The sequence below is a fragment of the Pseudodesulfovibrio sp. lm2024 genome (assembly GCF_051175575.1).
In the GTDB taxonomy this organism is placed as follows: Bacteria; Desulfobacterota; Desulfovibrionia; order Desulfovibrionales; family Desulfovibrionaceae; genus Pseudodesulfovibrio; species Pseudodesulfovibrio caledoniensis.
The window spans coordinates 2243228-2266092 of record NZ_CP195092.1 but is presented as its reverse complement, the minus strand read 5'-3'; the positions used below and the strand labels follow the sequence as shown (position 1 = coordinate 2266092).

Here is a 22865-nt window from a genome sequence, read left to right as displayed (position 1 = left end):
ACAACCGCCCCGGCCTAGCGCCGGGGCGAGCATAAGGAGAACACCATGGCTCTGAACCATGTTCAGCCCGGAAGATTCATGACCTACACCAACTCCACCGGATCCGACATCGTGTCCGGTCAGATGGTGCTGGTCGGTTCGCTCCTGGGCGTCGCCACCGTGGACATCCCGGACGGCGAGACCGGCGAGCTGATGATGAAGGAGATTCACCATCTGCCCAAGGCCACCGGCGCCATCGCCCAGGGCGTGCCGCTCTACTTCGACGCGGACGGCGACCCGGTGGACGGCGTGGCCGGTTCCGGCGCGCTGACCACCACGGCCACGGACAACACCCTGGTGGGCCACTCGTGGGCCGCCGCGGCCAGCGATGACGCCGAAGTCCATATCGATCTGAACGCGTAACTTCCCTACCTCCTCGAAGGGGCGGCCCGGCTGCGCAACCAGGCCGGGCCGCCCTGAACAGGGGGCAACCGCAACCAGAGGGACGCCGACACCATGGAACTGACAGGACTCGAAGGCGGATTGCTTGCCTTGAATGCCGCTCTGCTCGTCGGCGCTCTGGTCCCCACCCTGCGCGGCGGGAAGTACATGACACGAAAGGATTGCGACCGCAGGCACAAGGACTGTGAAAAGGAATGCGACCAGCGGCATGACGGGATCGGTAGGACGCTGTCGAGCGTGGAGCGGAAGGTCAACGCGCTGATTCTTTGGAGCGATAGACCAGGTGAAGACAAGGAGAAAGTTCTGAACGACAGGGGGATTGATCATGATTGAGATCAGACTGCAACGCGATGTTCGCGACGACCGGGTGACCATGGGGCGGCTGTACCTGATCGACGGTGATGTCGAGCAGGCGTGGCTCTACACCCTCGAAAATCCGTGGCTGGACAACAAACCCAATATTTCGTGCATCCCCGCCGGGCGCTACATCTGCCGCCGCACCGTCTCGCCCACCTACGGCGAGACCTTCGAGGTGACCGACGTCCAGGGCCGGACGCACATCCTGTTCCACTGGGGCAACTACGTGGGCAACACCATGGGCTGCATCCTGCTCGGCACCACGCGCGACCCCGCCGTGCCCGCCGTGTGGAACAGCCGGACCGCCCACGCCGAGTTCATGGACGAGCTGTACGGCGTTGAGCAGTTCCCGCTCGAGATCGTCGACGAAGACTACCAGGAGGACGCGTAATGCTTGCCGCACTGATCCCCCTGCTTGCCCAGATTCCGTCCATCGTCAAATGCTTCACCGGCGACGAGGCCAAGGACAAGGGTATTGGCGAGAAGATGCTGGACGCTGTCGAGACCGTGACCGGGACTCGTGATGCGAATTCCGCCGCCTCGATTCTGGCGAAGAATCCCGAGCTGGTCATGCAGCTGGAGGCCAAGGTCGAGGAGGTCAACCTGGCCTACGCCAAGGAGCTGACCAAGCGGCACGAGGCCGACATGGCGTCGGATTCGTGGATGTCCAAGAACGTCCGGCCTCTGTGCCTGATGGGGCTGACCATCGCCATCATGGTCGGGGTGTGGCTGCCCGACAATTTGGTTAGCGCCACCCGGTTCACGGCCCTGACCGACATGAGCCAGTGGGTCTACGGTTACTATTTCGTGGGCCGTTCCAGCGAGAAAACGGGCGGACTGAGCGGGCTGACCGGCCTGTTCAGCCGCAAGAGATAACCAAGGAGAGACCATGCACCTCGACAAGATCAAGCAGCAGGCCGCCGATGCGGCCGAGCATACCGTGAACGAGTTCAAGGAAGAGACGGCCAAGGCCTACAAGGAGGCCGAGGACGCCGCTGAAGGGCTGTGGGCCAGGCACAAGGTGACCATCATCGCGTGCGCTGTGGCCGTGGTCTGCATCATCGTGGCCGTTGCGGCCATGGCGGAGTAGGGGGCCGGAGTGTTTGCCGAAGCCGCCCAGGTGTTTCTCGACGCGTTCGGTGAGCCGGTCGTGTTCTACCCGCACGACGAGATGTCCAAGCCGATGACCGCCATGGTGGAGGACTTCGGCTTGAGCGACGTCCCGGCCGGGTGGCCCGGCCCGCCCGTGTTCGAGGGCACCGGGCGCTACGCCGAGATCCGGGTGCGGCCCGTGGACGTGGGGCGCGAGCCGACCAAGGCGGACGCCTTCCGCTGCGGCGAACTCGAGTACGAGATCCGGGCCGTGAGCCCGCTCCCCCGTCGGGGGTCCGACCAGGCCTGGTGGTCGTGCCTGTGTGTCGCGCAGCAGGGTGGGGTGTACCGATGAGCAGAGAGTCCTACGGATTCGACGGTTACGTCACTCTTCCCACGCAGTGGGTGAACAAGGACGGGGAAACCAAGATCCGCATGCGGAACTATGAGTTCTTCACGAAGAACGGCTCCATGGTCACCGTCAAGGACGGGGTCACGCCGTTCATGGCCTACCTGGCCAAGACGTTCCCCAAGGAATTCACCAAGGCGCTGGGGTCGGTGGGCTGGTGGCTGCGCAAGCGTATCCAGGAGGCGGCCTACTCGGAGAATCCGCCGCACGCCCATTGGCCCGCGTTGTCCGACATTCAGCGGCTGCGCACCCTGGACGACCTCAAGCGCGAGCGGCTGGGTAAGCAGCTGCGCGACCCGGCCACGCACGCCTTCGGCGCTCTGGTCAAGGCGGTCGGCTACAAGCGCGACAAGGCCCTGATGCGGGTGCGCGTAGGCTTTCTCTCTCAGGATGCGGCGGCCAAGGCGGCCCGGCTCCAGGCCGGGTTCTCCACCAAGGTCACGGACAAGACGCGGCGCTTCTTCGCCGCGGCCGGGCTGGGCATCCCCAAGGGCGAGACCATCGAGACCGAAGGGCGCGCCTTGATCCAGCCGGTGTTCGAGGCGTCCAAAAAGGAGATCGGCGTGCGTATCGAGACCAAGATCAGCGAGTACCTGGGCCGGTCCGAGCGCCGGTATAGCCGGGCGGCATAGGGAGACGACATGGACACCATAGACAGCCAAGCCATTGCGACCACCTGGTACGAAGCCCTGCTCTCGGCCGTGCCGGTGAACGATTTTTGCGAGGCGACGTTCGGGCGCAAGCCGAACCTCTTCCTGGACTTCGACCCACGCGACATGGAGGGCAGCCAGGACACGCCGTTCATCGGGTTCATCCCCATCTCGGACCGGGACGGCCAGGAGATCGAGGTGGGCGCGCACGTGGTCATGGTGGTGCTCGGCATCCAGGATGCGGCCAAGGAGCGCGACGAGGGCGGGCGCGGGGTCCGGTACCGGGGCGGCCAGACGCTCAAGGAGTTCGAGGTCGAGGTGCGCGGGTACCTGGCGGGGTTGGAATACCCCCTGTCCGACTGGCAGGCCGAGAAGTCCAACCCCGGCAAGGGATATTTCGAGAGACACATTTTCATCACCGTCAACATACCCAACACGTTGGGTCGGTAGGAGGACACCATGACACAGGCTAAAGGCTTCAAGGGCAAGGCCCTGATCGGCTTCGAGGATGCCTTCGGCGTGATCAACGCGGCCGGGTCCAGGAAACCGTACCTGGTCCCGTTCAACAACTTCGAGCCGAGCGCCAGCCAGGCCCTGGAGGATGATCCGCTGATTCGCGGCACCCGCAACCCCACGGCCCCGGTGCGCGGCAACATCGACGAATCCGGCTCGGCCACCGTACCGGTGGACGCCCACGCCATCGGCCTGTGGCTCAAGGCGCTGTTCGGCGCGCCGACCACCACGGCGGTGGGGGCGGTGAACCTGGACGATGACAACGCCGTCGACCTCGGCAGCGGCAAGGTGGGGCTGCCCGCCACCGCGCACGGCCTGGAGCCGTCCGCGCCGGTGGTCATCTCCGGCACCACCAACTACGACGGGTACCACGTCCTGGCCCCGGAGACCTCGGCCAATCAGCTGGTCATCAGCGCCACCTACGTGAGCGAGCTGCTGGCCAGCTCGGACACCGCGACTCCGACGCGGCGCGCTACCCTCGACGCGGCACCGGTCACCGACCTGGGCGGCGGGCTGGTGGGGCTGCCCTGCGCGGGCCACGGCCTGCCCGTGGGCGCGGAGATCACCGTGGCCGGCACCGCGAACTACGACGCGACCTACACGGTCAAGCGGGGCTCTACGGCGAGCGTGATCGCGGTCACCGCGACCTACGCGGCCGAGACCTTGAACGGGGACGAGACCGCCGACTGCCTGTTTTACCGGCACGTCTACGCCATCGACGATTCCCTGGGCTTCGAGATGCCGTCCATGACCGCCGAGAAGCGGTTCCCGGACCTGCCGCTGTACCTGCACGCCTACGGCCTCAAGGTGGGGTCCGCCGAGCTGTCCGCGGGCGGCTCCGGCGTGGTGGGCGTGAACCTGTCCCTGACCGGAGTGGACGAGGAGAAAAGCTCCACCGCGTTTGATGCTCACGACAACGACATTCCCGTGCAGTTCCCGCTGGTGCGTTTCAGCCAGGGGGACGCGCGGGTGGTGGATGACGGTGAGACCATCACCAACCGGTTCTCCTCCGTGACCCTGAGCATCAACGCCGACCTGGACACGGGCGACGACCAGTACACCATCGGCTCCGGCGGCCGCCGTGTGGCCCTGCCCGAGGGCATCATGCAACTGTCCGGCAACATCTCCGGCCTGTTCACCTCCACCCGGTTCCTGGACCGGGCCGAGTCCCAGGTCCGCACCCCCCTGGCGTTCGGCTGGTACAAGGGCGGCTACGGCCTGACCGTGTCCATGGAAGAGACCGAGATCGAGCGCAAGACGCCCGGCATCTCCGGCCCCAAGGGGATCAAGGAGGAGTTCGGCTACCGCGCGTTCTACGACACCGGCGCGGCCGGATCGGCCATCGTGGTCACCCTGCAGAACGAGATCAAGACCTGGGAGGAATAGAGCATGGCCGTGAAAAAGTTTGAAATGCCCAAGACCCCGGATGACTGCCGGACTCTCGGCGTGGACGATGCCAAGGAATATCTGCGGCGCGAGGCCGAGACCGCGAGCGACCCGGAAAAGGGGATGGAGCTGGCGCAGTGGGTCATCGAGACGGCCTACGGCCCGGATGTCTACGACCAGCTCAAGGTGTGCAACCGCAAGGTGAACACCCTGTACTCGATGATCACCACCTCCACCTTCTCGTTGGGGAGCGAAATAAAAAACTTCATGAGGTCTGGGGATGGCGAACCGACCCGGACCGAATAGATTACTGCCGGACGTGCGGCGGTTCCGGCTCGGAGTGCGAGGGGTGCGAGAACTCGCAGGGCCCGGCGCTGTGGCCCGAGAACGCCGGGGCCTGGCGGCTGTGGCGTGGGATGTCCACGCAGTGGCGGTCGTCGGGCTTCGGGGTCATCGGCCTGGACTATTCGGTGATCCGCGAGACCGCCGCCATGCTGCTGCCCCCGGTGGACTACACCCCGCGCACGTTCGCCAAGATGCGGGCCCTGGAGCAGGCCGAGCTGGAACGGCAGCGGGAGCGGATGGAAGAGGAGGAGATCAAGCGAAAAGCAGAAGCTTCAAAGCGGCCAGGAAGATGACGGCCCAGAAGATGAACTTGATGATCTGCTCGATTGCGCCGACTCCGGCCTTGGCACCCTTTCCGGCAGCATCAAGGGACGCGCCGAGAAAGTCCTTGGCTGTTGGAGGTTCGTACAGCCTCGGATCGCGCATCTGCTGGAGTCGGTAGTCATCATCAGGTCGTACGGGCTTCATAATTTTTAAATAGGTCAAGGAATATCAAAAGTCAATAAGCGAGCTGATCGTGAGCGTGAATACCCAGATCATCGTATCCGCCAAGGATATGGCCACCGGCACCATGCGCCGGATTGGTTTGGTCAGCCGCAACCTGACCAACGAGCTTTTCAGCATGCGCAACGCCCTGATGGGCGGGGCGGTGGCCGGGATGGCGGCCATGGTCCGGCAGTCCATCGAGGCCACGGACCGGATCGGCAAGGTGGCGGACAAGGTCGGCCTGACCACGGACCAGCTCCAGGAGCTGCGCTACGCGGCCAACCTGGCCGGGGTGGCCCAGGCCCAGCTGGACATGGGCATGCAACGGTTCTCCCGGCGGCTGGGCGAGGTGTCCCAGGGCCAGGGCGAACTGCTCAAGACGTCCAAGCAGTACGGCGTGGAGCTGCGCAACGCGGACGGGTCCATGCGCTCCAACATCGATCTGCTGGGCGACTGGTCCGAGGTGATCAAGAATGCCGAGTCCGACCAGGAGGCGCTGCGCATCGCCTTCAAGCTGTTCGACTCCGAGGGCGCGGCCCTGGTCAACATGCTGCGCGGCGGGTCCGAGGGGTTGAAGGGCATGCGGCGCGAGGCCCACGAGCTGGGCCTGGTTATCGATGAGCGCTTGGTTCGCAGTTCGGAGAAGGCGAACGACCAACTCACCAAGATGGAGATACTGCTCCAGGCCCGCCTCAGGTCCACCCTGGCCGAGCTGTCGCCCGACATCATCGAACTGGCCAACAGCACCTTCGAGTGGGTGCGGGCAAACCGGGAGCTGCTCACCCAGGACGTGCCCGGCTATGTCCGGAAGATCATAGAAAACGTAAAGAGTTTCAACGGAATTGTGGCGGGTTCCGCAGAGGGCGGTCTTCTTCAGACCGCGGGGCTCGGCTACATCGGATACCGGCTGTTCGGCGCCGGACCGGGGAAGATCATCGCGGCTCTGTACGTCATCAAGCGCGGCACGGACGAACTGGAGAAGGGCATGGAGGCGGCGGCCAAGAGGATGGGGCTGCTGTTGCCCGATCCCAAGGGATACAAGAAGTCGTCGTTCAGCGATTTGCTCCCCGGCGGAAGCGCCGACAAGGCCTACCGCGAGTTCATGTGGGGGACTGTGCCGGATGTCCTGTCCGGAAAGCGGAATTTCTCCGGCGAGATCACCGAGGACTACAAGGCGGTGCTCGAGGCGGCCAGGCAAGGGAGTGTACCGAAGTCGCTGCTCATGGCGAGACCGCCCGAGGCGTCCGTCGATCTCAGGAACAGGGATTACTCCGGCGCGCATCCTCAGCCGTGGTACGAGCCGTCCGCCCCGGCCACGCCCATGACCGACCAGCAGCTCAAGCTGCAGGAGAGCCTGAACAGGGAGATCAAGCGGCTGACCATGGACCAGTTCGCCTTTGCCCGGGCCGAGGCCGAGCGGACCTACCAGAAGGATCTGGAGATCGCGGGCAAGAGCGAGGAGCTGGTCGCCCAGGCCGGGGAGCGGCGGCGGTTGTCCCTGGCCTCCATCGCCGAAGAGGAGGCCAAGCAGAACCAACAGAAGGCCGAGCAGGCGGCCCAGGCCCAGCGGGACCTGACCGCCGAGATCGAGCGGGCCACGCTGGGGCGGTACGAGGCGCAGCGCCGCGAGGCCCAGCGGTACTACGACGATCTGGTCAAGCGGGCCGAGGCGGCCGGGCGGGAGACCGTCGGCATCGAGCAGAGCCGGGCCGACCGCATCGCGGAGATCAACGAAGCCCAGCGCGAGGACGCCCGCCGCACCGCCGAGGAGATGAGCCGGGGCATCAAGGAGGCGCACATCCGGATGCTCGAGTCCTCCGATTCCATGGCCGACGGCTTCGAGCTGGCCATGGAGCGGATGGGCGAGACCTCCCAGTCCGTGGCCGAGAAAACGGCGGACGTCTGGCAGTCCTCCACCCGGCAGGCGGCGAACGTCATCACCGACGCCCTGATGATGCAGGAGGTCAACTTCGGCAACTTCCTGGTCAGCCTCCAGCGCAAGGCCATGAACACCTGGATTTCCGAGCCGTTGATGAATGGGATTATGGATTTCGGGGGATCGTTCTTCAAGAAGATCGCCGGGTTCGACACCGGCGGCATCTCCTACGGCCCGCAGCTGGCCATGGTCTCCGAGGGGGCCATCCCGGTGGAGGCGCACGTGCCCCTGCCCGACGGGCGCACGATCCCGGTCACCGTGTCCGGCCTGGGCGGCGGGCAGGGCGGCATCCGCGACGTGAAGATCAACATCTACAACCAGGGCGGCCAGCCCATGGACATGGGCAGCTACTCGGCGCGGTTCGATGAGACCGATCTGGTCATCGACTGCTTCCTCAAAGGGCTGGAGGAGAACCGGCGAGGCGTGGCGACCCTGCTGCAGGGAGGGCAGTTCTGATGGCGTTCGTCTTCCCGACCATCAAGGCCCCGTCCCGCATCAGCTACGGCGGTCCCTACGATCCCTTCCTCGAGGACGAGTTCGAGTCCGGCGACGGCGGCGGCCGCCCGGAGTTCACCGCGCCCCGGGAGAACCCCGAGGTCTGGACCTGGGGCAAGCTGCCCCGGGCCGACCTGGACGCGCTGCTCACCTTCCGCAAGACGGTGCGCGCCGCAAAATTCACCCTGCTCCATCCGTCCTGGAAGGAGGCCCGCGAGTACCGTTTCATCGGCAAGGGCATCCCCTACGACGAGAACGGCAAGTACCCCGACATGTTCAGCGTGACCATGACCATCAGAAGGGAGGACGTCTGATGCCAAGCCTGGAATCCATTCAGGAACGCAACGTCCAGTATTCGACCAGCTCGTACATCTGGCTGCTGGAGGTCCTGCTGCCCAGCGGCGAGGACATCCGCATCGCCCGCAACACCGAGGATATCGAGTGGCCCACCGGGTCCGGGGTCTGGTGGCATGGGCTGGAGTTCGAGTTCGACGACATCGAGGAGACGAACAAGCACGAGAACCGCAAGTTCACCTTCCGGCTGTCCAACTCCAACGCCACCGGCGCGCTGGTAAGCCACGTGGAGGAGCTGGACGCCTGGCGCAAGGAGCACGGGCACGAGCCCTGCGACGCGCGGCTGATCGGCGTGAACTCCAACCTGCTGCACCAGACCGAGCCGGAGGTGGAGTACTGGTTCGAGGACGCGGGCATCTCCATCCCGCCGCCCATGCGTTGGGTCCTGTTCAAGGCCGGGGCCCAGGACATTTTCAAGGCGACGTTCCCGCGCCGCAAGATCTACCGCGATTTCTGCACCTGGATTCCGTACCGGGACTCCAACGGGCTGGGCGACTACTACGAGTGCCCCTACGTGAGCCAGTGCAACCACACCCTGACCGCCTGCCGGGAGACCTGGGGCAACACCATCAACTTCGGCGGCTACGCCATGGTGGAGAGGGGGGCGACCCTTGTTGCCTGATCTGCTCGACCTGCAGGCGGCGCAGTTCCGCAACGGCGGCCGGGGCCAGGTGGTCGGCGGCTACCACCAGTTCGATTGCTGGGGGCTGGTCATGGCCGTGTTCGACCGGTTCGGCGTGGCCGTGCCCGACTTTGCCCGGGACTGCTGGGACGCGGGCGGCAACCATGCGGTCTACGAGAACGAGCGCAACAGCGGGCGCTGGGAGCTGCTGGCCGAACCGGTCGCCCCGTGCCTGGTGGTCATGCGCACGCACCCGGACGCGCCCGAGGCCTGCAACCACTACGGCGTGTACGTGGGAAGCGGCAAGATGCTGCACATGCGTGACGAGGCCGGGGTCAATCTCGACGCGGTGAACGAGCGCCCCTGGAAACGGTTTATCCTGGAGTATCGACGGTGGAACGGCAGTACGTCTCGGTAAAGACCATCCTCAACATCATCGACCCGCACGGCGAACCGACCTGCCGCGAGTGGTGGCACGCGGGCCGGAAGGTGCGCGACTACCTGCCGCACACCGTGGAGCTGATGCGGGAGACCGAGCTGGCCGTGTCGGTCAACGGCAACCTCCTGAGCCCCTTTGAGCAGCTGGCCTACGTGGTCCAGCCGAACGACTTTATCCTGTTCAAGGTCATCCCCCTGGGCGGCGGGGGCGGGGGCAAGAATCCGTTGGCCGCCATCGCAGCGCTGGGCTTCATGATGATCGGGCAGTACTATGCTCCGTATATCACCGCCGGGCTGTTTACCACCAACACCACGGCATTGGGCGCGACGATAGCCGGCATAACGTACCCGACCACGACCGCCATCATCGCCGGCGGCATTACCATGGTCGGCGGCTACGCGGTCAACGCCGTGCTCGGCGGGGGCCGTCCGGACATGCCGTCCATCGGCGTGGGCAAGACCGGATGGGAGGAGTCCCCGACCTACGGGTGGAACGCGGAGACCAACCCGACGCAGAACGGCCGGGTCCTGCCCGTGGTCTACGGCGAGCCCAAGAACATCAAGCCGTTCCTGGCCAGCCGGTACATCCGCACCGACGGAGACAAGCAGTACCTGAACCTGCTGTACCTGCTGGGCGAGGGCGAGCAGCTGGAGCCGCAGGACCTCAAGATCAACGACCAGCCGCTGTCCAACTTCTCGGAGGTGACCTGGGATTGGCGGCCCGGGACCGTGGACCAGGCGCCCATCCCGGCCTTCAACGATTCCATTTTCGAGACCGCCGTGGGGTCCAAGATCAGCTTCGACTCGCCCATCGTCATCACCTGCGAGGGCGGCAACCTCGACGCCCTGGGCGTTGGGCTGTGCGCCCGGTCGGGCATGGCCAAGTTCACCACCGAGCTGACCACCACGTCGGTGACCGTGCGCCTGGAGTACCGCCTGGTGGGCGAGACCGAGTGGACGCTGTGGGGCGACGAGGTGATTTCCGGGGCGCAGCGCTCCCAGCTCAACCGCTATTTCCGCAAGTCCGGGCTGCCGTCCGGGCAGTACGAGATCCAGGTCTCCTTTGCCGAGGAGCCGGAGTCCAGCGACACGATCAACAACGAGATGTACCTGGAGTATTACCATGAGATCGTGAGCGACGATTTCCGGTTGCCGTTCACGGCCCAGCTGTCCATCGAGGCCATGGCCACGGACCAGCTGTCCGGCAACCGGTTCGTGGTCAGCTGCACCCCGCGCCGGTTGGAGCTGGACGTCTACGACGAGGACCTGGCGGCCTGGACCAAGAAGTCGGCCAAGAACGCCGGGTGGATCGTGTACGACCAGATCCGCCACCCGCGCTACGGGGTGGGCTGGCCGCACACCCGCATCCGCTACGCCGACTTCAAGCGGGCCGCCGACTGGAACGACACCCTCGGGCAGGAGTGCAACATCTACTTCGACTCCGAGATGGCCTCGGGCAACGCGTTCGAGGAGATCGGCCTGTTCGGCCGGTTCACCGTGGTGCAGTACGGCACGCAGGTGGGGTGCAACGTGGACATGCCTGTGGAGCTGCCGGAGCAGAGCCTGGTGTCCACGGTGTCGAACATCGTCCGGGGGTCCTTCGGCATCGAGTACCTGCCGGTGCAGGACAAGGCGGACGCCATCGAGATCACCTACTTTCCGGACGGGGTGCGCAAGGTGGCCATGTTCCTGGGCCCGCACTACGGCCAGATCACCGGGCGGGTGCCCAACGTCAAGAAGTACACCCTGCGGGCCTGCGGGACCTACGAGGCGGCCGAGTCCTTCGCCCGGCTGATGCTCAACTGCAACCGCTGGCTGACCCGCACCCTGACCAAGAAGATGCGCGTGGAGGCCATCGGCTGCAAAGTGGGCGACGTGATCCAGTCCTTCCACGACAAGATGAAGTGGGGACAGGGCGGGCGCATCGCCTCGGCCACCCCGTCGGGCGCGCTGATCAACCGGGACATCACCTTCGAGCCCGGGCGCAGCTACAAGATCATCGTCAAGCACACGCACATCATGAACATCGAGACGCGGTTGGAGCAGATCGACGAGGGGGTCATCGTGAACCCCGCCGCCGAGGAGGCCGTGACCACGCGCGAGATTAGTTTGGTCGACCCCTGGGACCACCAGCCCATGCGCTCGGCCGTGTGCGACGTGTACGACGTGGAGCAGGGCAAGATGCTGGCCCGGGTGTTCAGCATCTCCCGCGACACCAAGTGGACGCGGACCATCCACGCCCTGGAATACAACGCGGTGGTTTGGGCCGGGGGCACGCCCACGACCATCCCGGCCGCGCCGGTGGACCTGGACCCGGTCCGGGGGCTGCGGGCCAGGGTGCACCCGGCCCACGAGGACGGGTTGTACAAGACCCGCGTCACCCTGTCGTGGCGCGGCCATGCCACCCAGTGGCAGGTCTTTCAGCGGCGCGTGGGCGTCACCGCCTGGACCAGGATCGGCACGACGCACGATCCGTCTTTCCCGGTCTCCAACCTGGAGGTCGGCTTCATCTACGATTTCGCCGTGTCCGCGGACTACACCCCGGGCGGCGGCCAGGCCATCCAGGTGGACTACACCCTGGGCGACATCAGCGGCGTGTACGAGATGGTCACCGAGATCATCGACGGCGTGGAACAGCCGGCCACGGAATACATCGGCGAAACCGAAAGCAATTTCTACGAGGTGACCTAATGAGTGAATCGACCCTCCACCGCAGTTTCAAAGGCAGGCAAGTCCATGTGCCGCATTCGTTTGAGTTCGCGAATGCGGCACAGCGAGAGGCCTCCGGCGACTATGTTTCCACCGACCTGTACAAGTTCGCCCTGCAGCTCGACGACAAGTCCCTGTGGCAGCTCACGGCCGTGACGCCGACGTGGAAGGAGGTCGGCGTCCAGCTGCCGTTCGAGGCCACCGGAGACCTGCTTTTCCGTGGTGAGGACGGCGTGCTCGCCAGGCTGCCCGTCGGAGCCGACGGCAAAATCCTCGGAGCGGTGTCGGGCCTTCCTGGCTGGGTTGACGGTGGAGCTGGGGTTATCGGCGTCACCGAACTCACGGCCTCTCAGACCGTGACGGTTCCCGCCGGGGCTAAGGCCGCGCTGGTGGATTTGGTGGGGGCGGGTGCGGGCGGTGCTAATGCATACATCAGCTACACTTATTGGAATTCTGGTGGTGGGGGTGGATGTGGAGAGCACCTGCTCGGCCTGGCTGTCAATTTAACTCCAGGTGACGAAATCACCTGTACCATCGGTGTAGGCGGGGCGGCCAACAACAATGGGGGGGCCACTTCCTTCGGATCGTATCTCACCGCCGAAGGCGGGACATGTACCCCCGGTTCCCCCGCAGGAGTGAACGGCGATCCTGTGATCGGAACGGATGGATATAAGTTAAGCTCCGGCATTCAAAGCGCCCCTGGGGCTGGAGTGACGAGTGAGGGCTCGGGCAACTATAAAGGCGGCGATGGGGCTGCCCCGTGGAAAGAAGGGACTGTCGCGAAAGGGACTGAATATACGGGAGCGGCAGCCAACGGTCATGGGTGTGGGGGAGCTGGAGGCGGTACCCATACACCCTATGTGTACAACGGCGGCCCCGGCAGTGACGGCCGCATGACCATCATTTGGCTCGGATAGGAGGGAGTATGTTTGCCTACGTAAAAAATGGCGTCGTCGCTCAAATCATCGATGTTGAGGACCTGACCGGGCTGTACGCCGATGGGTTCGTCGCCGCCTGTGTGCCGTGCGACGGGACGGTGACAACGGGCATGGCCTGGGACGGCGAATCGTTCGGCCCGGCACCCATCCCGGCGCGGACGGCTGATGACGTCAAGGCGGAATTGGCCGCGCTGGACATGGCCGCTGTGCGGCCGTTGCGGGCCGTGGCCGCCGGGACGGCCACCACGGACGACACCGACAAGCTGGTCGCGCTGGAATCCCAGGCCGCCACGCTGCGGGCCGAGCTGGCCGCGCTGGAGAGCCAGGAGTAGTGATGACCGGACTGACCCTGCGCAACACCTCCGAGTACATCCTGGTCGCGCCTGACCGCGACCTGCGTACCGTCATCGGCGGCAGCGACGAGCGCTGGCCCGGGGTGGTGGTGCCCAACGCCAACCTGTCGCTGGAGGTCGGCGGGATCGAGGTCGCGTGGCTGAACATCAACCGGACCGATGCCACGGCCGCCGCCGGCGAGACGTTCGACGGCGAGACGCTGGCCACGCCGAGCGGGGATATCTTTCATATTTACGGCGACCGCCTCAAGTGGGACGTCGAGTTTGTCGAACATCCGGGCGTGTATGCCTGGGCGTTCGGCCTCAAGGATTCCGGCAATCTCAGCTACCACCGGCAGCCGCCGTTGACCCCCGCTGAGATCGCGGCCGGGCACGAGCGGCCCGACGACGTGATCGGGTCCTACGCCATTTACATGGACCGCATGCACAACGGCTACGGCACCGGCAAGTTCGCCCACGTCTATCGGCCGGAGTTCCAGGACGCCAACGGCGATACGACTTACGGCACGCTCGACATTTCTGACGGGGAGATGACCATCGGCATCGACCCGGCGTGGATGGACAACGCCGCCTATCCGGTCACGCTGGACCCGACCATCGGCTACAGTTCCATGGGCGCGTCCGCCCTGGCCGCGTCCTCCGCGTACCGCGCCAACCTCGCGGCTGATTTGTACACCGCCGCCTCCGGCGATACGATCACGGCCATCCACATGGGGCTGCGGACATACTCGTCCGGCAGTCTCAACGTCGGCGTGTTCGACGCGGCGGACAATTCCCGGGTGGCGAACGAGTCTGTCTACGCGGGCAACAGTTCGTTCGTTTTCCGGTCGGCCACCGGGCTGTCCATTTCGCTGACGGATGCGCATGAGTATTTCATGGCCGTGGGCACCAACACGGCCGTCATGCAGATTTACGACTCGTACACCAACGGAGCGTTCCGGGGATCATACGCCGATCCGTGGGCCGATATCCAGGTCGCGGGATATCGGTTCTCGATGTACGCCGATATCGAGTCCGGCGGATCCACGCCCGTCAACTTCGACGAAGGCCTGTCCGTGTCCGGCGGCGGGAGCGCATCCCTCATGGCCCGGCTCGGCTATCTGGCCGCGCTTTCCGCGACCGGAGGCGGAGCGGCCGAGCTGGCCGCGCAGGTCGGCTTTCTGGACAGCCTGGCCGCGTCCGGCGGGGGCGGCGCGGAGCTGTTGGACCGGGTCGGGGTCCGGGCCGGGCTGGCCGTCTCGGGCGGCGGGAGCGCATCGCTCACGGCCCGGATCGGATTCAAGGACGTCCTGTCCATCTCCGGCGGCGGTGCGGCCGAGCTGACGGCCGTGGTCGGATTCTTCGAGGCCCTGGCCGTGTCCGGCGGAGGCAGCGCAACCCTTTACATCGAGGGCGACACCGCCGTGATCCGCGAGGTCATCCGTCTGGCGGGCGACCGTCGCCTCAATTTCCAGCTGGCCGGGGATCGGCGGCTGGTCATCACGTTAACCGGCAACATAGGAGATTGATCATGCCCTGGACCACTGTAGCGAAGAACGCCATGTTGAATGCCCACACGTCCCTGTATGCGTCCCTGTTCGACGGTGACCCGGCGGACACCGGCATCGAGGTGAGCGCGGCGCGCGTGGCCGCGACCTACGCGGCGGCCGCCAACGGCGCGCGGGCGCTGTCGAACAATCCCCAGCTGACCGTGGCCGGGGGCGATCAGGCCACCCATTGGGCGCTGTTCGACGCCGCGACCGCCGGGAACATGCTGGCGTACGGCGCGCTCAGCTCCACCAAGACCGACCCCGCCGACTTTACCGTGACCGGTATCTCCGGCTCGCTCGATCTGAACAACGATCCCGCGTAGGGGGTGACCATGGTCATCGAATACGCCTACGATCTGCGGGCCGGGACCGGGTGTTTCGTCGAGCTGGAGGTGACCACCGACGGCGAGGCTTCGGACCTGACCGGCGCGGCTTTCGTCTACGTGATAGCGGCCAGCGAGGGCGGTCCCCCGCTGGTGACCAGGACCGGGACCGTGAGCAGCGGCCACACGGTCGGCTTCCAGCTGTCCCCGGAGGACACGGCGGACCTGGCGGGCGAATACTACCACGAGTGCAAGGTCAAGGACACGGTCAACAATCTGCCCACGGGCGTGGACATCATCGATCCGGCCACCAAGGAGTCGAGGTTGATGGTCAGGATCCGGCCCAGCTCAGCGGTGCTGGTCTAGACCTCGCCCGCCGCTGCGGGTACAGTGCCCGCATGAGCAGCCCGCAGCGATTCCAGGCCCGGCGCGACGGCGCGGACGGGGCCGTGGTCCGGGACAACCTGACCGGCCGGACCGTGGCCGTGTTCCCGCCCGACCCCGATATCCAGGGCATGGCCCGCCGCTTTGCTGACGCGGCCGCCGCCGAGTTCAACCGGCGGCACGAGGCGCACCTGGCCACTCGCCGCAGGCGCGGCTGGTGATGAGCATAAAAAAGCCCCCGGCGACGGGGGCTTTCTCTTGTTCGCTTATTCGTACCAGACGGCCTTGTAGCTGTTTGGGGATATCGGATACTGATTCCCTTTCCGTCTGTTGTTCTGCCATTGAAGGGGCTGAAGGTTGCTCAGTTCGTCACTCCCCCCACGGGATACCGGTTGAATGTGGTCGATCTCCCATCCGTTGCCCTTGTCATCTGTGATGCCATAATCATCCCAGCAAATCAGCGCCCCGCAGGCATCGAGCCTGTATTGATCATAATCCCAGCCTGGGGCGTATTCCCCTTTTGCCCAGACAGCGCGTTTGATGTCTTCAGAAAACGATTCGCCCAGAATGGTCCTGTTGAATACTGTAAGGCCTAATCCCATGGCTTCACTCCTTTGCGGTCTGCAACCGCGCATAGTGTTTGTCGTGCTCCTTGATGTATTTGATCTCGGCGTGGCCGGTGTGGATCAGGTCCTCCTGGAGGAGGTGGCCGTCTCGCCAGACGAACGCCAGGAGGCGGCCGTACCGGTCCCAACAGTCCGGGCGTTTGGTGTAGCAGTCCTGGGCGGCCTCCAGGATCACGGTCCGGCCGCGGTCAACCCACTCGGAGGTGAAGGCCGTGGCCGCCTTGCCGCCCGGGGCGTTCCACTCCGGGCAGTCCACCCCGGCCAGGCGTACGGCCATGCGCAGGCCGCGCACCTCCACCACCAGCGAATCGCCGTCGGTCACGGCCAGGACCTGGGCGACGATCCTGTCGCCGGGTTCGAGCAGGGTGACGTCCCCGGCCAGGGCGGGCAGGGCCAGGGCGAGGAAGAGGATAAGGGCTAGGATACGGGTGGGCATATCTGTAGTGCTCCTTGAAGTAACTCAAAGGCTTGATGGCATTCCCTCCAGAAGCAGACAATCCCGCCAGCGCTCATGCGAAGTCCTTGTTCTCCTCTTCTTTGGATGGAGCGACGGTGTTTATCCAGGAGCTCCCGGCATTAATGGCAATATAGGTTTGCTCTGTTGGTTGAGGGTGCGGATTCTCATCGGTTACGATATTTGGCTACAAGATTCTTGAATTCCGGGGTATGTTTGACGCTGGCGAAATCGTCATCGTCCAAGGCCCAGGCGAGATCCCTCTGGGAGAGGAGAGGCAAGGCCGTGTGGAGCTTTTCCACCCAGCCCTCGTCACCCAGCCGGACCAGAGCGCAGGCCCAGTTGAACAATATATAGCCGAGCTTTGGGTCGATGTCTGTTGCCCGCTTGTACTTTTCGATCGCCTCTTCCAACAGCCCGCGCCGTTCTGCGTCGTTCTGGACGAGTTCGGCCAGGGCGGAAAGGGCGACTCCCCAGTTGGAGAACGCCTCTGCAAATTTCGGGTCGATGTCTGTTGCCCGCTTGTACTTTTCGATCGCCTCTTCCCACAGCCCGCGCCGTTCTGCGTCGTCCTGGACGAGTTTAGCCAGGTCGGCACGAGCGGCTCCCCAGTTGGAGAACGCCTGTGCAAGTTTCGGGTCGATGTTTGTTGCCCGCTTGTGCTTTTCGATCGCCTCTTCCCACAGCCCGCGCCGTTCGGCATCGTCCTGGACGAGTTCAGCGAGGTCGGCAAGAGCGGTTCCCCAGTTGGAGAACGCCCCTGCAAGTTTCGGGTCGATGTCTGTTGCCCGCTTGTGCTTTTCGATCGCCTCTTCCAACAGCCCGCGCCGTTCGGCGTCGTCCTGGGCGAGTTTGGCCAGGTCGGCAAGAGCGGTTCCCCAGTTGGAGAACGCCCCTGCAAGTTTCGGGTCGATGTCTGTTGCCCGCTTGTGCTTTTCGATCGCCTCTTCCAACAGCCCGCGCCGTTCGGCGTCGTCCTGGACGAGTTTAGCCAAGTCGGCAAGAGCGGCTCCCCAGTTGGAGAACGCCTGTGCAAGTTTCGGGTTGATGTCTGTTGCCCGCTTGTGCTTTTCGATCGCCTCTTCCCACAGCCCGCGCCGTTCGGCATCGTCCTGGACGAGTTCAGCGAGGTCGGCAAGAGCGGTTCCCCAGTTGGAGAACGCCCCTGCAAGTTTCGGGTCGATGTCTGTTGCCCGCTTGCACTTTTCGATCGCCTCTTCCAACAGCCCGCGCCGTTCGGCGTCGTCCTGGGCGAGTTTGGCCAGGTCGGAAAGAGCGGTTCCCCAGTTGGAGAACGCCCCTGCATAATTCGGGTCGATGTCTGTTGCCCGCTTGCACTTTTCGATCGCCTCTTCCAACAGCCCGCGCCGTTCGGCGTCGTCCTGGGCGAGTTTGGCCAGGTCGGCAAGAGCGGCTCCCCGGTTGGAGAACGCCTGTGCATAATTCGGGTCGATGTCTGTTGCCCGCTTGTACTTTTCGATCGCCTCTTCCAACAGTCCGCGCCGTTCTGGGTCGTCCTGGACGAGTTTAGCCAGGTCGGCAAGAGCGGCTCCCCGGTTGGAGAACGCCTGTGCATAATTCGGGTCGATGTCTGTTGCCCGCTTGTACTTTTCGATCGCCTTTTCCAACAGTCCGCGCCGTTCGGCGTCGTCCTGGACGAGTTTAGCCAGGTCGGCAAGAGCGGCTCCCCAGTTGGAGAACGCCCCTGCATAATTCGGGTCGATGTCTGTTGCCCGCTTGCACTTTTCGATCGCCTCTTCCCACAGCCCGCGCCGTTCTGCGTCGTCCTGGGCGAGTTTAGCCAGGGCGGCAAGAGCGGCTCCCCGGTTGGAGAACGCCTGTGCATAATTCGGGTCAATGTCTGTTGCCCGCTTGTACTTTTCGATCGCCTTTTCCAACAGTCCGCGCCGTTCTGGGCCGTCCTGGACGAGTTTAGCCAGGTCGGCAAGAGCGGCTCCCCAGTTGGAGAACGCCTGTGCATAATTCGGGTCGATGTCTGTTGCCCGCTTGTACTTTTCGATCGCCTTTTCCAACAGTCCGCGCCGTTCTGCGTCGTCCTGGACGAGTTTAGCCAGGGCGACAAGAGCGGCTCCCCAGTTGGAGAACGCCTGTGCAAGTTTGGGGTCGATGTCTGTTGCCCGCTTGCACTTTTCGGTCGCCTCTTCCCACAGCCCGCGCCGTTCGGCATCGTCCTGGGCGAGTTCAGCGAGGTCGGCAAGAGCGGTTCCCCAGTTGTAGAACGCCCCTGCAAGTTTCGGGTCGATGTCTGTTGCCCGCTTGTACTTTTCGATCGCCTTTTCCAACAGTCCGCGCCGTTCTGCGTTGTCCTGGGCGAGTTTGGTCAGGTCGGAAAGAGCGGTTCCCCAGTTGGAGAACGCCTGTGCTAGTTTCGGGTCGATGTCTGTTGCCCGCTTGTACTTTTCGATCGCCTCTTCCAACAGTCTGCGTTCTTCGGCGTCGTCTGTGCATTCTCGGGCAGCTTGAGTTGCGCAGTAGGCCGCCTGGAAGTGCGACTCGACAGAAGGATTCAGCTGAACAATGGCCCGCCATATATCCAGGGCTTTATCCCAATTCTCGGTTGTCATGGCGTCGATGGCTTCGGCCTTGAGGCGGTTTAGGGGGGCGGCGTTTTTGTCCTGTTTGACAGAATCCACTTTCTCGCGGGTTTCCTCGGTTATTTTTTTGCCCGAGCTGACATCCTTAGCCGCACCGGCAAGGATTGCCTCGGTTTCGCGGACGTGTGCGGTGGCCGTGTCTCTGCTTTTTTCGATATCTGTGAGGTATGTGTTGCATTTGGTTTCGATGTATTTGAGATTTTTCAGGGCTTGTTCAGACTCTGTCTTGGCCCGTGCAATGACCTCGTTGATTTCAGTCTTGGATTTGGCCTGCTGCTCCTTGACTTTTTTGTCATAGATATACAGCACCACAGGGATGCCGATTGCAAAGATGGTCAGGATGACCGTGAAAAGGGCGATGACCGAATTCAGGTAGAAGCGCTGTGCGGCTACCCATCGCTCGGCGGCCGCGACATCAATCTGGTTTGAATCGTGCAGGGTGTCGATACGCTTTTCGAGCTGGTCCATGCGGTAGTCCTGGATGACATCGCGGGCATCGACGGCCGGAGCCATGGACGCGGCAGGCGCGGGCTGGTTCGCCCGGACGGGGACAGGAAGCAGCAGGACCAGGAGGAGCATGGCCGTGGTGAGGGTAGATTTGTTCATTGGAATGTATACGTTGAGGCCGGTTCCATCTTGACGACGCGGCCATTTTTTATTGTGAACCAGTACTGTTCGATGACATAGCCGCCGAAACTGTTTTTCGCACGGTATTGGCAGCCTACCAGCCAACCAAGGTTGTTGGTATACACCTCCGTGCAGCCGTTCCATTCGAGACTGCCCGGGTCTTTGAGCCGGGATTTGAGATACCGCTCGACTTCGTAATAATGTCCATCCCAAGCAGACGCGGTCGGTTTCGGCCCCAAGGTTGAGATGAACGCCATTCGCTTGCGCACCATTTTCCCGTAGTGCTCCATCTTCTGTTTATACAGCGCGTTGTCAGGGGCCAGGGCAACCAGTGCTTTGTAGCCGTTGTAATTCGCCTCGATCTTGCTGGCTGGGAGTTTCTTGACCCACAGGTAATCCTCGTCCGCCTGGATCTTGTTTACCAATCCTTTGAAATCGGCATCATCCACGTCTGAATATTTGGCGGCAATACGTTTGGCCTGAATCCAGTCTTTGGATTTTCTGAGTTTGACCAGCGTGTCCATCACCTCTTTTTTGACCGCTGCGAATTCAACCTGTGCCTGAAGGTGTTCTTCCTGCTCGGCATGTTGCTTCTCGGCTGATTTCTGCGTCTCCACTGCGGCAGGTCTGGACTTCGCCTGCGTGATTGGTTCCTCCCTTTGGCGGACCATCCAAACAGCGGCGACCACCATGAAGATCAAAACCCAAAGGAATTTTGTCGACGTTTTGGGTGGGGCAACCTTTTCCGCAGGCTGTTTCTGGCGGACTTCCTGCTCGGGTTCCGTCATGGGGTGTCCGCAGTGCGGGCACGTCGGGGCTGCCGTGGACACCAAGCCGTCACATGCGGGGCAGTTCGTGGTTTTGCTCATCCGTTCACTCTGGTTGCGGCTGTGTCAGTGCATTGGATAATCCCAAACAAGTCAAAGATAGTCAGTTCTATTGCACCCAGTAAGCATATTCTGGCCGGACTCCACCTCCAGCCTCGTCTAGTCCCTGGTGTGTTTGTCTCCCGCAGGCCTTGGCGGGCCGTTCGGTTGGTTGGTTTCCTGGGCGTAGCGCACTCCTTCCGGCTCCAGGGCCTGGTCGCCGGGCATTTTCTCGGCTTCTTCCTGATACCAGGTGCGCAGGATCTTGATCACATACGGCAGGAGGTCAGTCAGTGCCAGCCCTTTGGAGGCCCGCTCGATGCCGTCCACGCGCTCGGCCACGGGGCCAAGGGTAGTGCCGATAACGGCTGCCCGGGGCGGGTTCATCTCTTCGCCCGGGGCCTCCAGGTCCATGGGGTGCTCGTTTTCGACCGCAGACCGGAACATGGTGCCGCGATAAATCAGCAGGTAGTTGGCGTTAATGTTGAAAGCGCGAATCCACTTCGCGATTGTTTCATGATCTGGCCTCCTGCTTCCATTCAGATACCCACTCAAGGCCTGTGGGGTTACCCCGCCCGCCTGGGCAAACTCTTTTTTCGACACACCGAGACTTGTTATAACATCTTGTAATCTTACGTTAAACGTTTTGATTGTCACATCTCTGATGGTGTCTTTCATTGAGTTGTCCGCAAAATTCACGTTTGTTGTTGACAAATTCACGAATCGTGAATTAAGGGTAGGGCGAAGGTTGGGTGAACAACCATCACAAACTTTGACCTTGATACACGCTATGGAAAACACAAATTCCCGTCAAGACAATCTGTTTCAGTGGCTCCGGGACAACTGCGTCACGGTGCGCGCGCTGGCGGATCATTGCGGCAAGAGTCCCTCCCGGATTTGTTCTGCTCTGCGGGCCGATACCGTCCCTGTTGATCTGCGTGAAAGCCTTGCGGGGTTCAAGACCGAGACCGGCAAGCATATCCCTGTAAGCTGCCTCCCCCAGGGTAAGGACATTCCTCCCGGCCCGAAGATCGGCTGGAAGGAAGAGGCCCGGCGTTCCCAGGCCGAGGCCGGATAGTCAGGTTCTCGATCTGTAGAGTCTATTTCGCATTTTTCACGCCCTGACAACCTGTGAACCGGAGTCGTTTCACACCATGAGAAAGCCAATCGATCTGACCGAGATGTCCCTGTCCCACGTGATCAGCCAGATGGTGTCCGGCTCGGGCAAGCCCGCCGCCGAGATCGCCGCCGAGGTGGGGTGGTCGCCTTCCGTGGCCAGCCGCATCTTCAACCCGGCCGAGGAGTATTGGCCGAGCCTGCCCATGGCGCCCGCGTTTTGCGTGGCCTGCGGGTCGAGCCTGCTGATCGACTGGCTGGCGTGCCAGGCCGAGGCGGGCGGGGTGCGCTTCGAGCATCCGGCCATGGACTGGCAGGACCTGCTGCTCACGTTGACCGACCTGGAGAAGGAGCTGGGCGACGTGGCCGAGGAGGTGCGCGAGGACATCGAGCCGGACCCGGACGGCGAGCGGCGCATCGACCGGACCGAGGCCAAGCGGATCATCCGCGAGGTCCAGGATGTGATCACCAAGGGCGTGGCCCTGATCAACGGCGTGCGGCCCATGGCCGGATGCGCCGGTGACGACCGGTAACGACAACCACCACAAGGAGGTTCCCCATGCCCGACGCGACTACCCAACTTGAGGAGATCAAGGCCCGCATCGACATGCTGGTGGCGGACGCCGCCGACCCCAGGACCGGGGTGCACCTGCCCGAGGTGGGGCGGGTGCTGGTGGCAGGGGTGCTCCTGGACGGCGTGATCAAGGATACCCGCAAGCGCGACCGGCGCGGGTCCGGCTCCGTGCCCAGGGGCGGGATGGACAACAGCGTGCCCGCCGGGGACCGGGCGTAGCGAATTTT

The 22865-nt window shown here is 63.7% G+C and carries 31 protein-coding genes; 25 read left to right on the top strand and 6 right to left on the bottom strand.

Annotation, left to right across the window (positions count from 1 at the left end; all coding sequences use genetic code 11):
• The first annotated feature begins 45 nt into the window (after positions 1–45).
• From ACR42D_RS10765 to ACR42D_RS10715, 11 genes are all read left to right on the top strand, one after another.
• The gene (locus ACR42D_RS10765) at positions 46–402 is read left to right on the top strand and encodes a DUF2190 family protein (protein WP_484566810.1); all 357 of its coding nucleotides are present in this window, start codon (positions 46–48) and stop codon (positions 400–402) included.
• 93 nt (positions 403–495) lie between these two features.
• Positions 496–774, top strand: a complete 279-nt coding sequence (locus tag ACR42D_RS10760) for a hypothetical protein (protein WP_371386538.1) — start codon at positions 496–498, stop codon at positions 772–774.
• The gene (locus tag ACR42D_RS10755; RefSeq protein WP_484566809.1) at positions 767–1189 is read left to right on the top strand and encodes a DUF5675 family protein; all 423 of its coding nucleotides are present in this window, start codon (positions 767–769) and stop codon (positions 1187–1189) included. Before ACR42D_RS10760 ends, ACR42D_RS10755 begins: the two co-directional genes overlap by 8 nt.
• Positions 1189–1674, top strand: a complete 486-nt coding sequence (locus ACR42D_RS10750; protein WP_484566808.1) for a hypothetical protein — start codon at positions 1189–1191, stop codon at positions 1672–1674. The genes ACR42D_RS10755 and ACR42D_RS10750 overlap by 1 nt, the downstream gene beginning before the upstream one ends.
• A 13-nt stretch (positions 1675–1687) precedes the next feature.
• Positions 1688–1888, top strand: coding sequence for a hypothetical protein (locus ACR42D_RS10745; RefSeq protein ID WP_484566807.1), 201 nt, complete (start codon positions 1688–1690; stop codon positions 1886–1888).
• Between the two features lie 9 nt (positions 1889–1897).
• Positions 1898–2245, top strand: coding sequence for a hypothetical protein (locus ACR42D_RS10740; RefSeq protein ID WP_484566806.1), 348 nt, complete (start codon positions 1898–1900; stop codon positions 2243–2245).
• Entirely contained in the window at positions 2242–2931 is a 690-nt protein-coding gene (locus ACR42D_RS10735; RefSeq protein ID WP_484566805.1) for a hypothetical protein, read from the top strand. The genes ACR42D_RS10740 and ACR42D_RS10735 overlap by 4 nt, the downstream gene beginning before the upstream one ends.
• Positions 2932–2940: 9 nt before the next feature.
• On the top strand, positions 2941–3399 hold the full coding sequence (locus ACR42D_RS10730; protein WP_484566804.1) for a hypothetical protein: 459 nt from the start codon (positions 2941–2943) through the stop codon (positions 3397–3399).
• 9 nt (positions 3400–3408) lie between these two features.
• Entirely contained in the window at positions 3409–4848 is a 1440-nt protein-coding gene (locus ACR42D_RS10725) for a phage tail tube protein (protein WP_484566803.1), read from the top strand.
• Positions 4849–4851: 3 nt separating this feature from the next.
• On the top strand, positions 4852–5154 hold the full coding sequence (locus ACR42D_RS10720) for a hypothetical protein (protein WP_484566802.1): 303 nt from the start codon (positions 4852–4854) through the stop codon (positions 5152–5154).
• Positions 5037–5486: a DUF1799 domain-containing protein gene (locus tag ACR42D_RS10715; protein WP_484566801.1), complete on the top strand. Its 450-nt coding sequence runs from the start codon at positions 5037–5039 to the stop codon at positions 5484–5486. The genes ACR42D_RS10720 and ACR42D_RS10715 overlap by 118 nt, the downstream gene beginning before the upstream one ends.
• On the opposite strand, the gene ACR42D_RS10710 is transcribed toward ACR42D_RS10715, so the two are convergent.
• The gene (locus tag ACR42D_RS10710) at positions 5446–5661 is read right to left on the bottom strand and encodes a hypothetical protein (RefSeq protein ID WP_484566800.1); all 216 of its coding nucleotides are present in this window, start codon (positions 5659–5661) and stop codon (positions 5446–5448) included. The genes ACR42D_RS10715 and ACR42D_RS10710 overlap by 41 nt on opposite strands.
• A 49-nt stretch (positions 5662–5710) precedes the next feature.
• Here ACR42D_RS10710 and ACR42D_RS10705 point away from each other — a divergent pair, with 49 nt between their 5' ends.
• Genes ACR42D_RS10705 through ACR42D_RS10655 form a run of 11 tightly spaced genes read left to right on the top strand, consistent with a single transcriptional unit; the run spans position 5711 to position 15981 of the window.
• Positions 5711–8071: a hypothetical protein gene (locus tag ACR42D_RS10705; RefSeq protein WP_484566799.1), complete on the top strand. Its 2361-nt coding sequence runs from the start codon at positions 5711–5713 to the stop codon at positions 8069–8071.
• Positions 8071–8424 carry a hypothetical protein gene (locus tag ACR42D_RS10700; RefSeq protein ID WP_484566798.1) on the top strand — a complete coding sequence of 118 codons (354 nt, stop codon included), beginning with the start codon at positions 8071–8073 and terminating at the stop codon, positions 8422–8424. Before ACR42D_RS10705 ends, ACR42D_RS10700 begins: the two co-directional genes overlap by 1 nt.
• On the top strand, positions 8424–9086 hold the full coding sequence (locus tag ACR42D_RS10695) for a hypothetical protein (protein WP_484566797.1): 663 nt from the start codon (positions 8424–8426) through the stop codon (positions 9084–9086). The genes ACR42D_RS10700 and ACR42D_RS10695 overlap by 1 nt, the downstream gene beginning before the upstream one ends.
• The gene (locus ACR42D_RS10690) at positions 9079–9504 is read left to right on the top strand and encodes an NlpC/P60 family protein (protein ID WP_484566796.1); all 426 of its coding nucleotides are present in this window, start codon (positions 9079–9081) and stop codon (positions 9502–9504) included. Before ACR42D_RS10695 ends, ACR42D_RS10690 begins: the two co-directional genes overlap by 8 nt.
• On the top strand, positions 9480–12215 hold the full coding sequence (gene gpJ, locus ACR42D_RS10685) for a TipJ family phage tail tip protein (protein WP_484566795.1): 2736 nt from the start codon (positions 9480–9482) through the stop codon (positions 12213–12215). Before ACR42D_RS10690 ends, gpJ begins: the two co-directional genes overlap by 25 nt.
• On the top strand, positions 12215–13150 hold the full coding sequence (locus ACR42D_RS10680) for a glycine-rich domain-containing protein (protein WP_484566794.1): 936 nt from the start codon (positions 12215–12217) through the stop codon (positions 13148–13150). Before gpJ ends, ACR42D_RS10680 begins: the two co-directional genes overlap by 1 nt.
• Positions 13151–13158: 8 nt before the next feature.
• Positions 13159–13503, top strand: coding sequence for a hypothetical protein (locus ACR42D_RS10675; RefSeq protein ID WP_484566793.1), 345 nt, complete (start codon positions 13159–13161; stop codon positions 13501–13503).
• Between the two features lie 2 nt (positions 13504–13505).
• Positions 13506–15032, top strand: a complete 1527-nt coding sequence (locus ACR42D_RS10670) for a hypothetical protein (RefSeq protein ID WP_484566792.1) — start codon at positions 13506–13508, stop codon at positions 15030–15032.
• Between the two features lie 2 nt (positions 15033–15034).
• The gene (locus ACR42D_RS10665) at positions 15035–15376 is read left to right on the top strand and encodes a phage tail fiber protein (protein ID WP_484566791.1); all 342 of its coding nucleotides are present in this window, start codon (positions 15035–15037) and stop codon (positions 15374–15376) included.
• A 9-nt stretch (positions 15377–15385) separates the two neighbouring features.
• Positions 15386–15742 (top strand): hypothetical protein, encoded by a 357-nt coding sequence (locus ACR42D_RS10660; RefSeq protein ID WP_484566790.1) that lies wholly within the window; start codon positions 15386–15388, stop codon positions 15740–15742.
• A 32-nt stretch (positions 15743–15774) separates the two neighbouring features.
• Positions 15775–15981, top strand: coding sequence for a hypothetical protein (locus ACR42D_RS10655; RefSeq protein WP_371386559.1), 207 nt, complete (start codon positions 15775–15777; stop codon positions 15979–15981).
• A 45-nt stretch (positions 15982–16026) separates the two neighbouring features.
• On the opposite strand, the gene ACR42D_RS10650 is transcribed toward ACR42D_RS10655, so the two are convergent.
• From ACR42D_RS10650 to ACR42D_RS10630, 5 genes are all read right to left on the bottom strand, one after another.
• Complete coding sequence (locus ACR42D_RS10650) at positions 16027–16362, bottom strand: HNH endonuclease signature motif containing protein (RefSeq protein ID WP_484566789.1); 336 nt, start codon at positions 16360–16362, stop codon at positions 16027–16029.
• Positions 16363–16366: 4 nt separating this feature from the next.
• Entirely contained in the window at positions 16367–16822 is a 456-nt protein-coding gene (locus tag ACR42D_RS10645; protein WP_484566788.1) for a thermonuclease family protein, read from the bottom strand.
• Positions 16823–17007: 185 nt separating this feature from the next.
• On the bottom strand, positions 17008–20061 hold the full coding sequence (locus tag ACR42D_RS10640; protein WP_484566787.1) for a tetratricopeptide repeat protein: 3054 nt from the start codon (positions 20059–20061) through the stop codon (positions 17008–17010).
• Positions 20058–20870, bottom strand: a complete 813-nt coding sequence (locus tag ACR42D_RS10635; RefSeq protein WP_484566786.1) for a hypothetical protein — start codon at positions 20868–20870, stop codon at positions 20058–20060. The genes ACR42D_RS10640 and ACR42D_RS10635 overlap by 4 nt, the downstream gene beginning before the upstream one ends.
• A gap of 198 nt (positions 20871–21068) precedes the next feature.
• On the bottom strand, positions 21069–21626 hold the full coding sequence (locus tag ACR42D_RS10630) for a helix-turn-helix domain-containing protein (protein WP_484566785.1): 558 nt from the start codon (positions 21624–21626) through the stop codon (positions 21069–21071).
• Between the two features lie 112 nt (positions 21627–21738).
• On the opposite strand from ACR42D_RS10630, the gene ACR42D_RS10625 reads away from it, so the two are divergent.
• From ACR42D_RS10625 to ACR42D_RS10615, 3 genes are all read left to right on the top strand, one after another.
• A complete protein-coding gene (locus tag ACR42D_RS10625; protein ID WP_484566784.1) occupies positions 21739–22026 on the top strand; it encodes a hypothetical protein in 288 nt (95 codons plus the stop codon).
• A 76-nt stretch (positions 22027–22102) separates the two neighbouring features.
• Positions 22103–22597, top strand: a complete 495-nt coding sequence (locus tag ACR42D_RS10620; RefSeq protein ID WP_484566783.1) for a phage regulatory CII family protein — start codon at positions 22103–22105, stop codon at positions 22595–22597.
• A gap of 26 nt (positions 22598–22623) precedes the next feature.
• A complete protein-coding gene (locus tag ACR42D_RS10615; protein WP_484566782.1) occupies positions 22624–22857 on the top strand; it encodes a hypothetical protein in 234 nt (77 codons plus the stop codon).
• Positions 22858–22865: the final 8 nt, after the last annotated feature.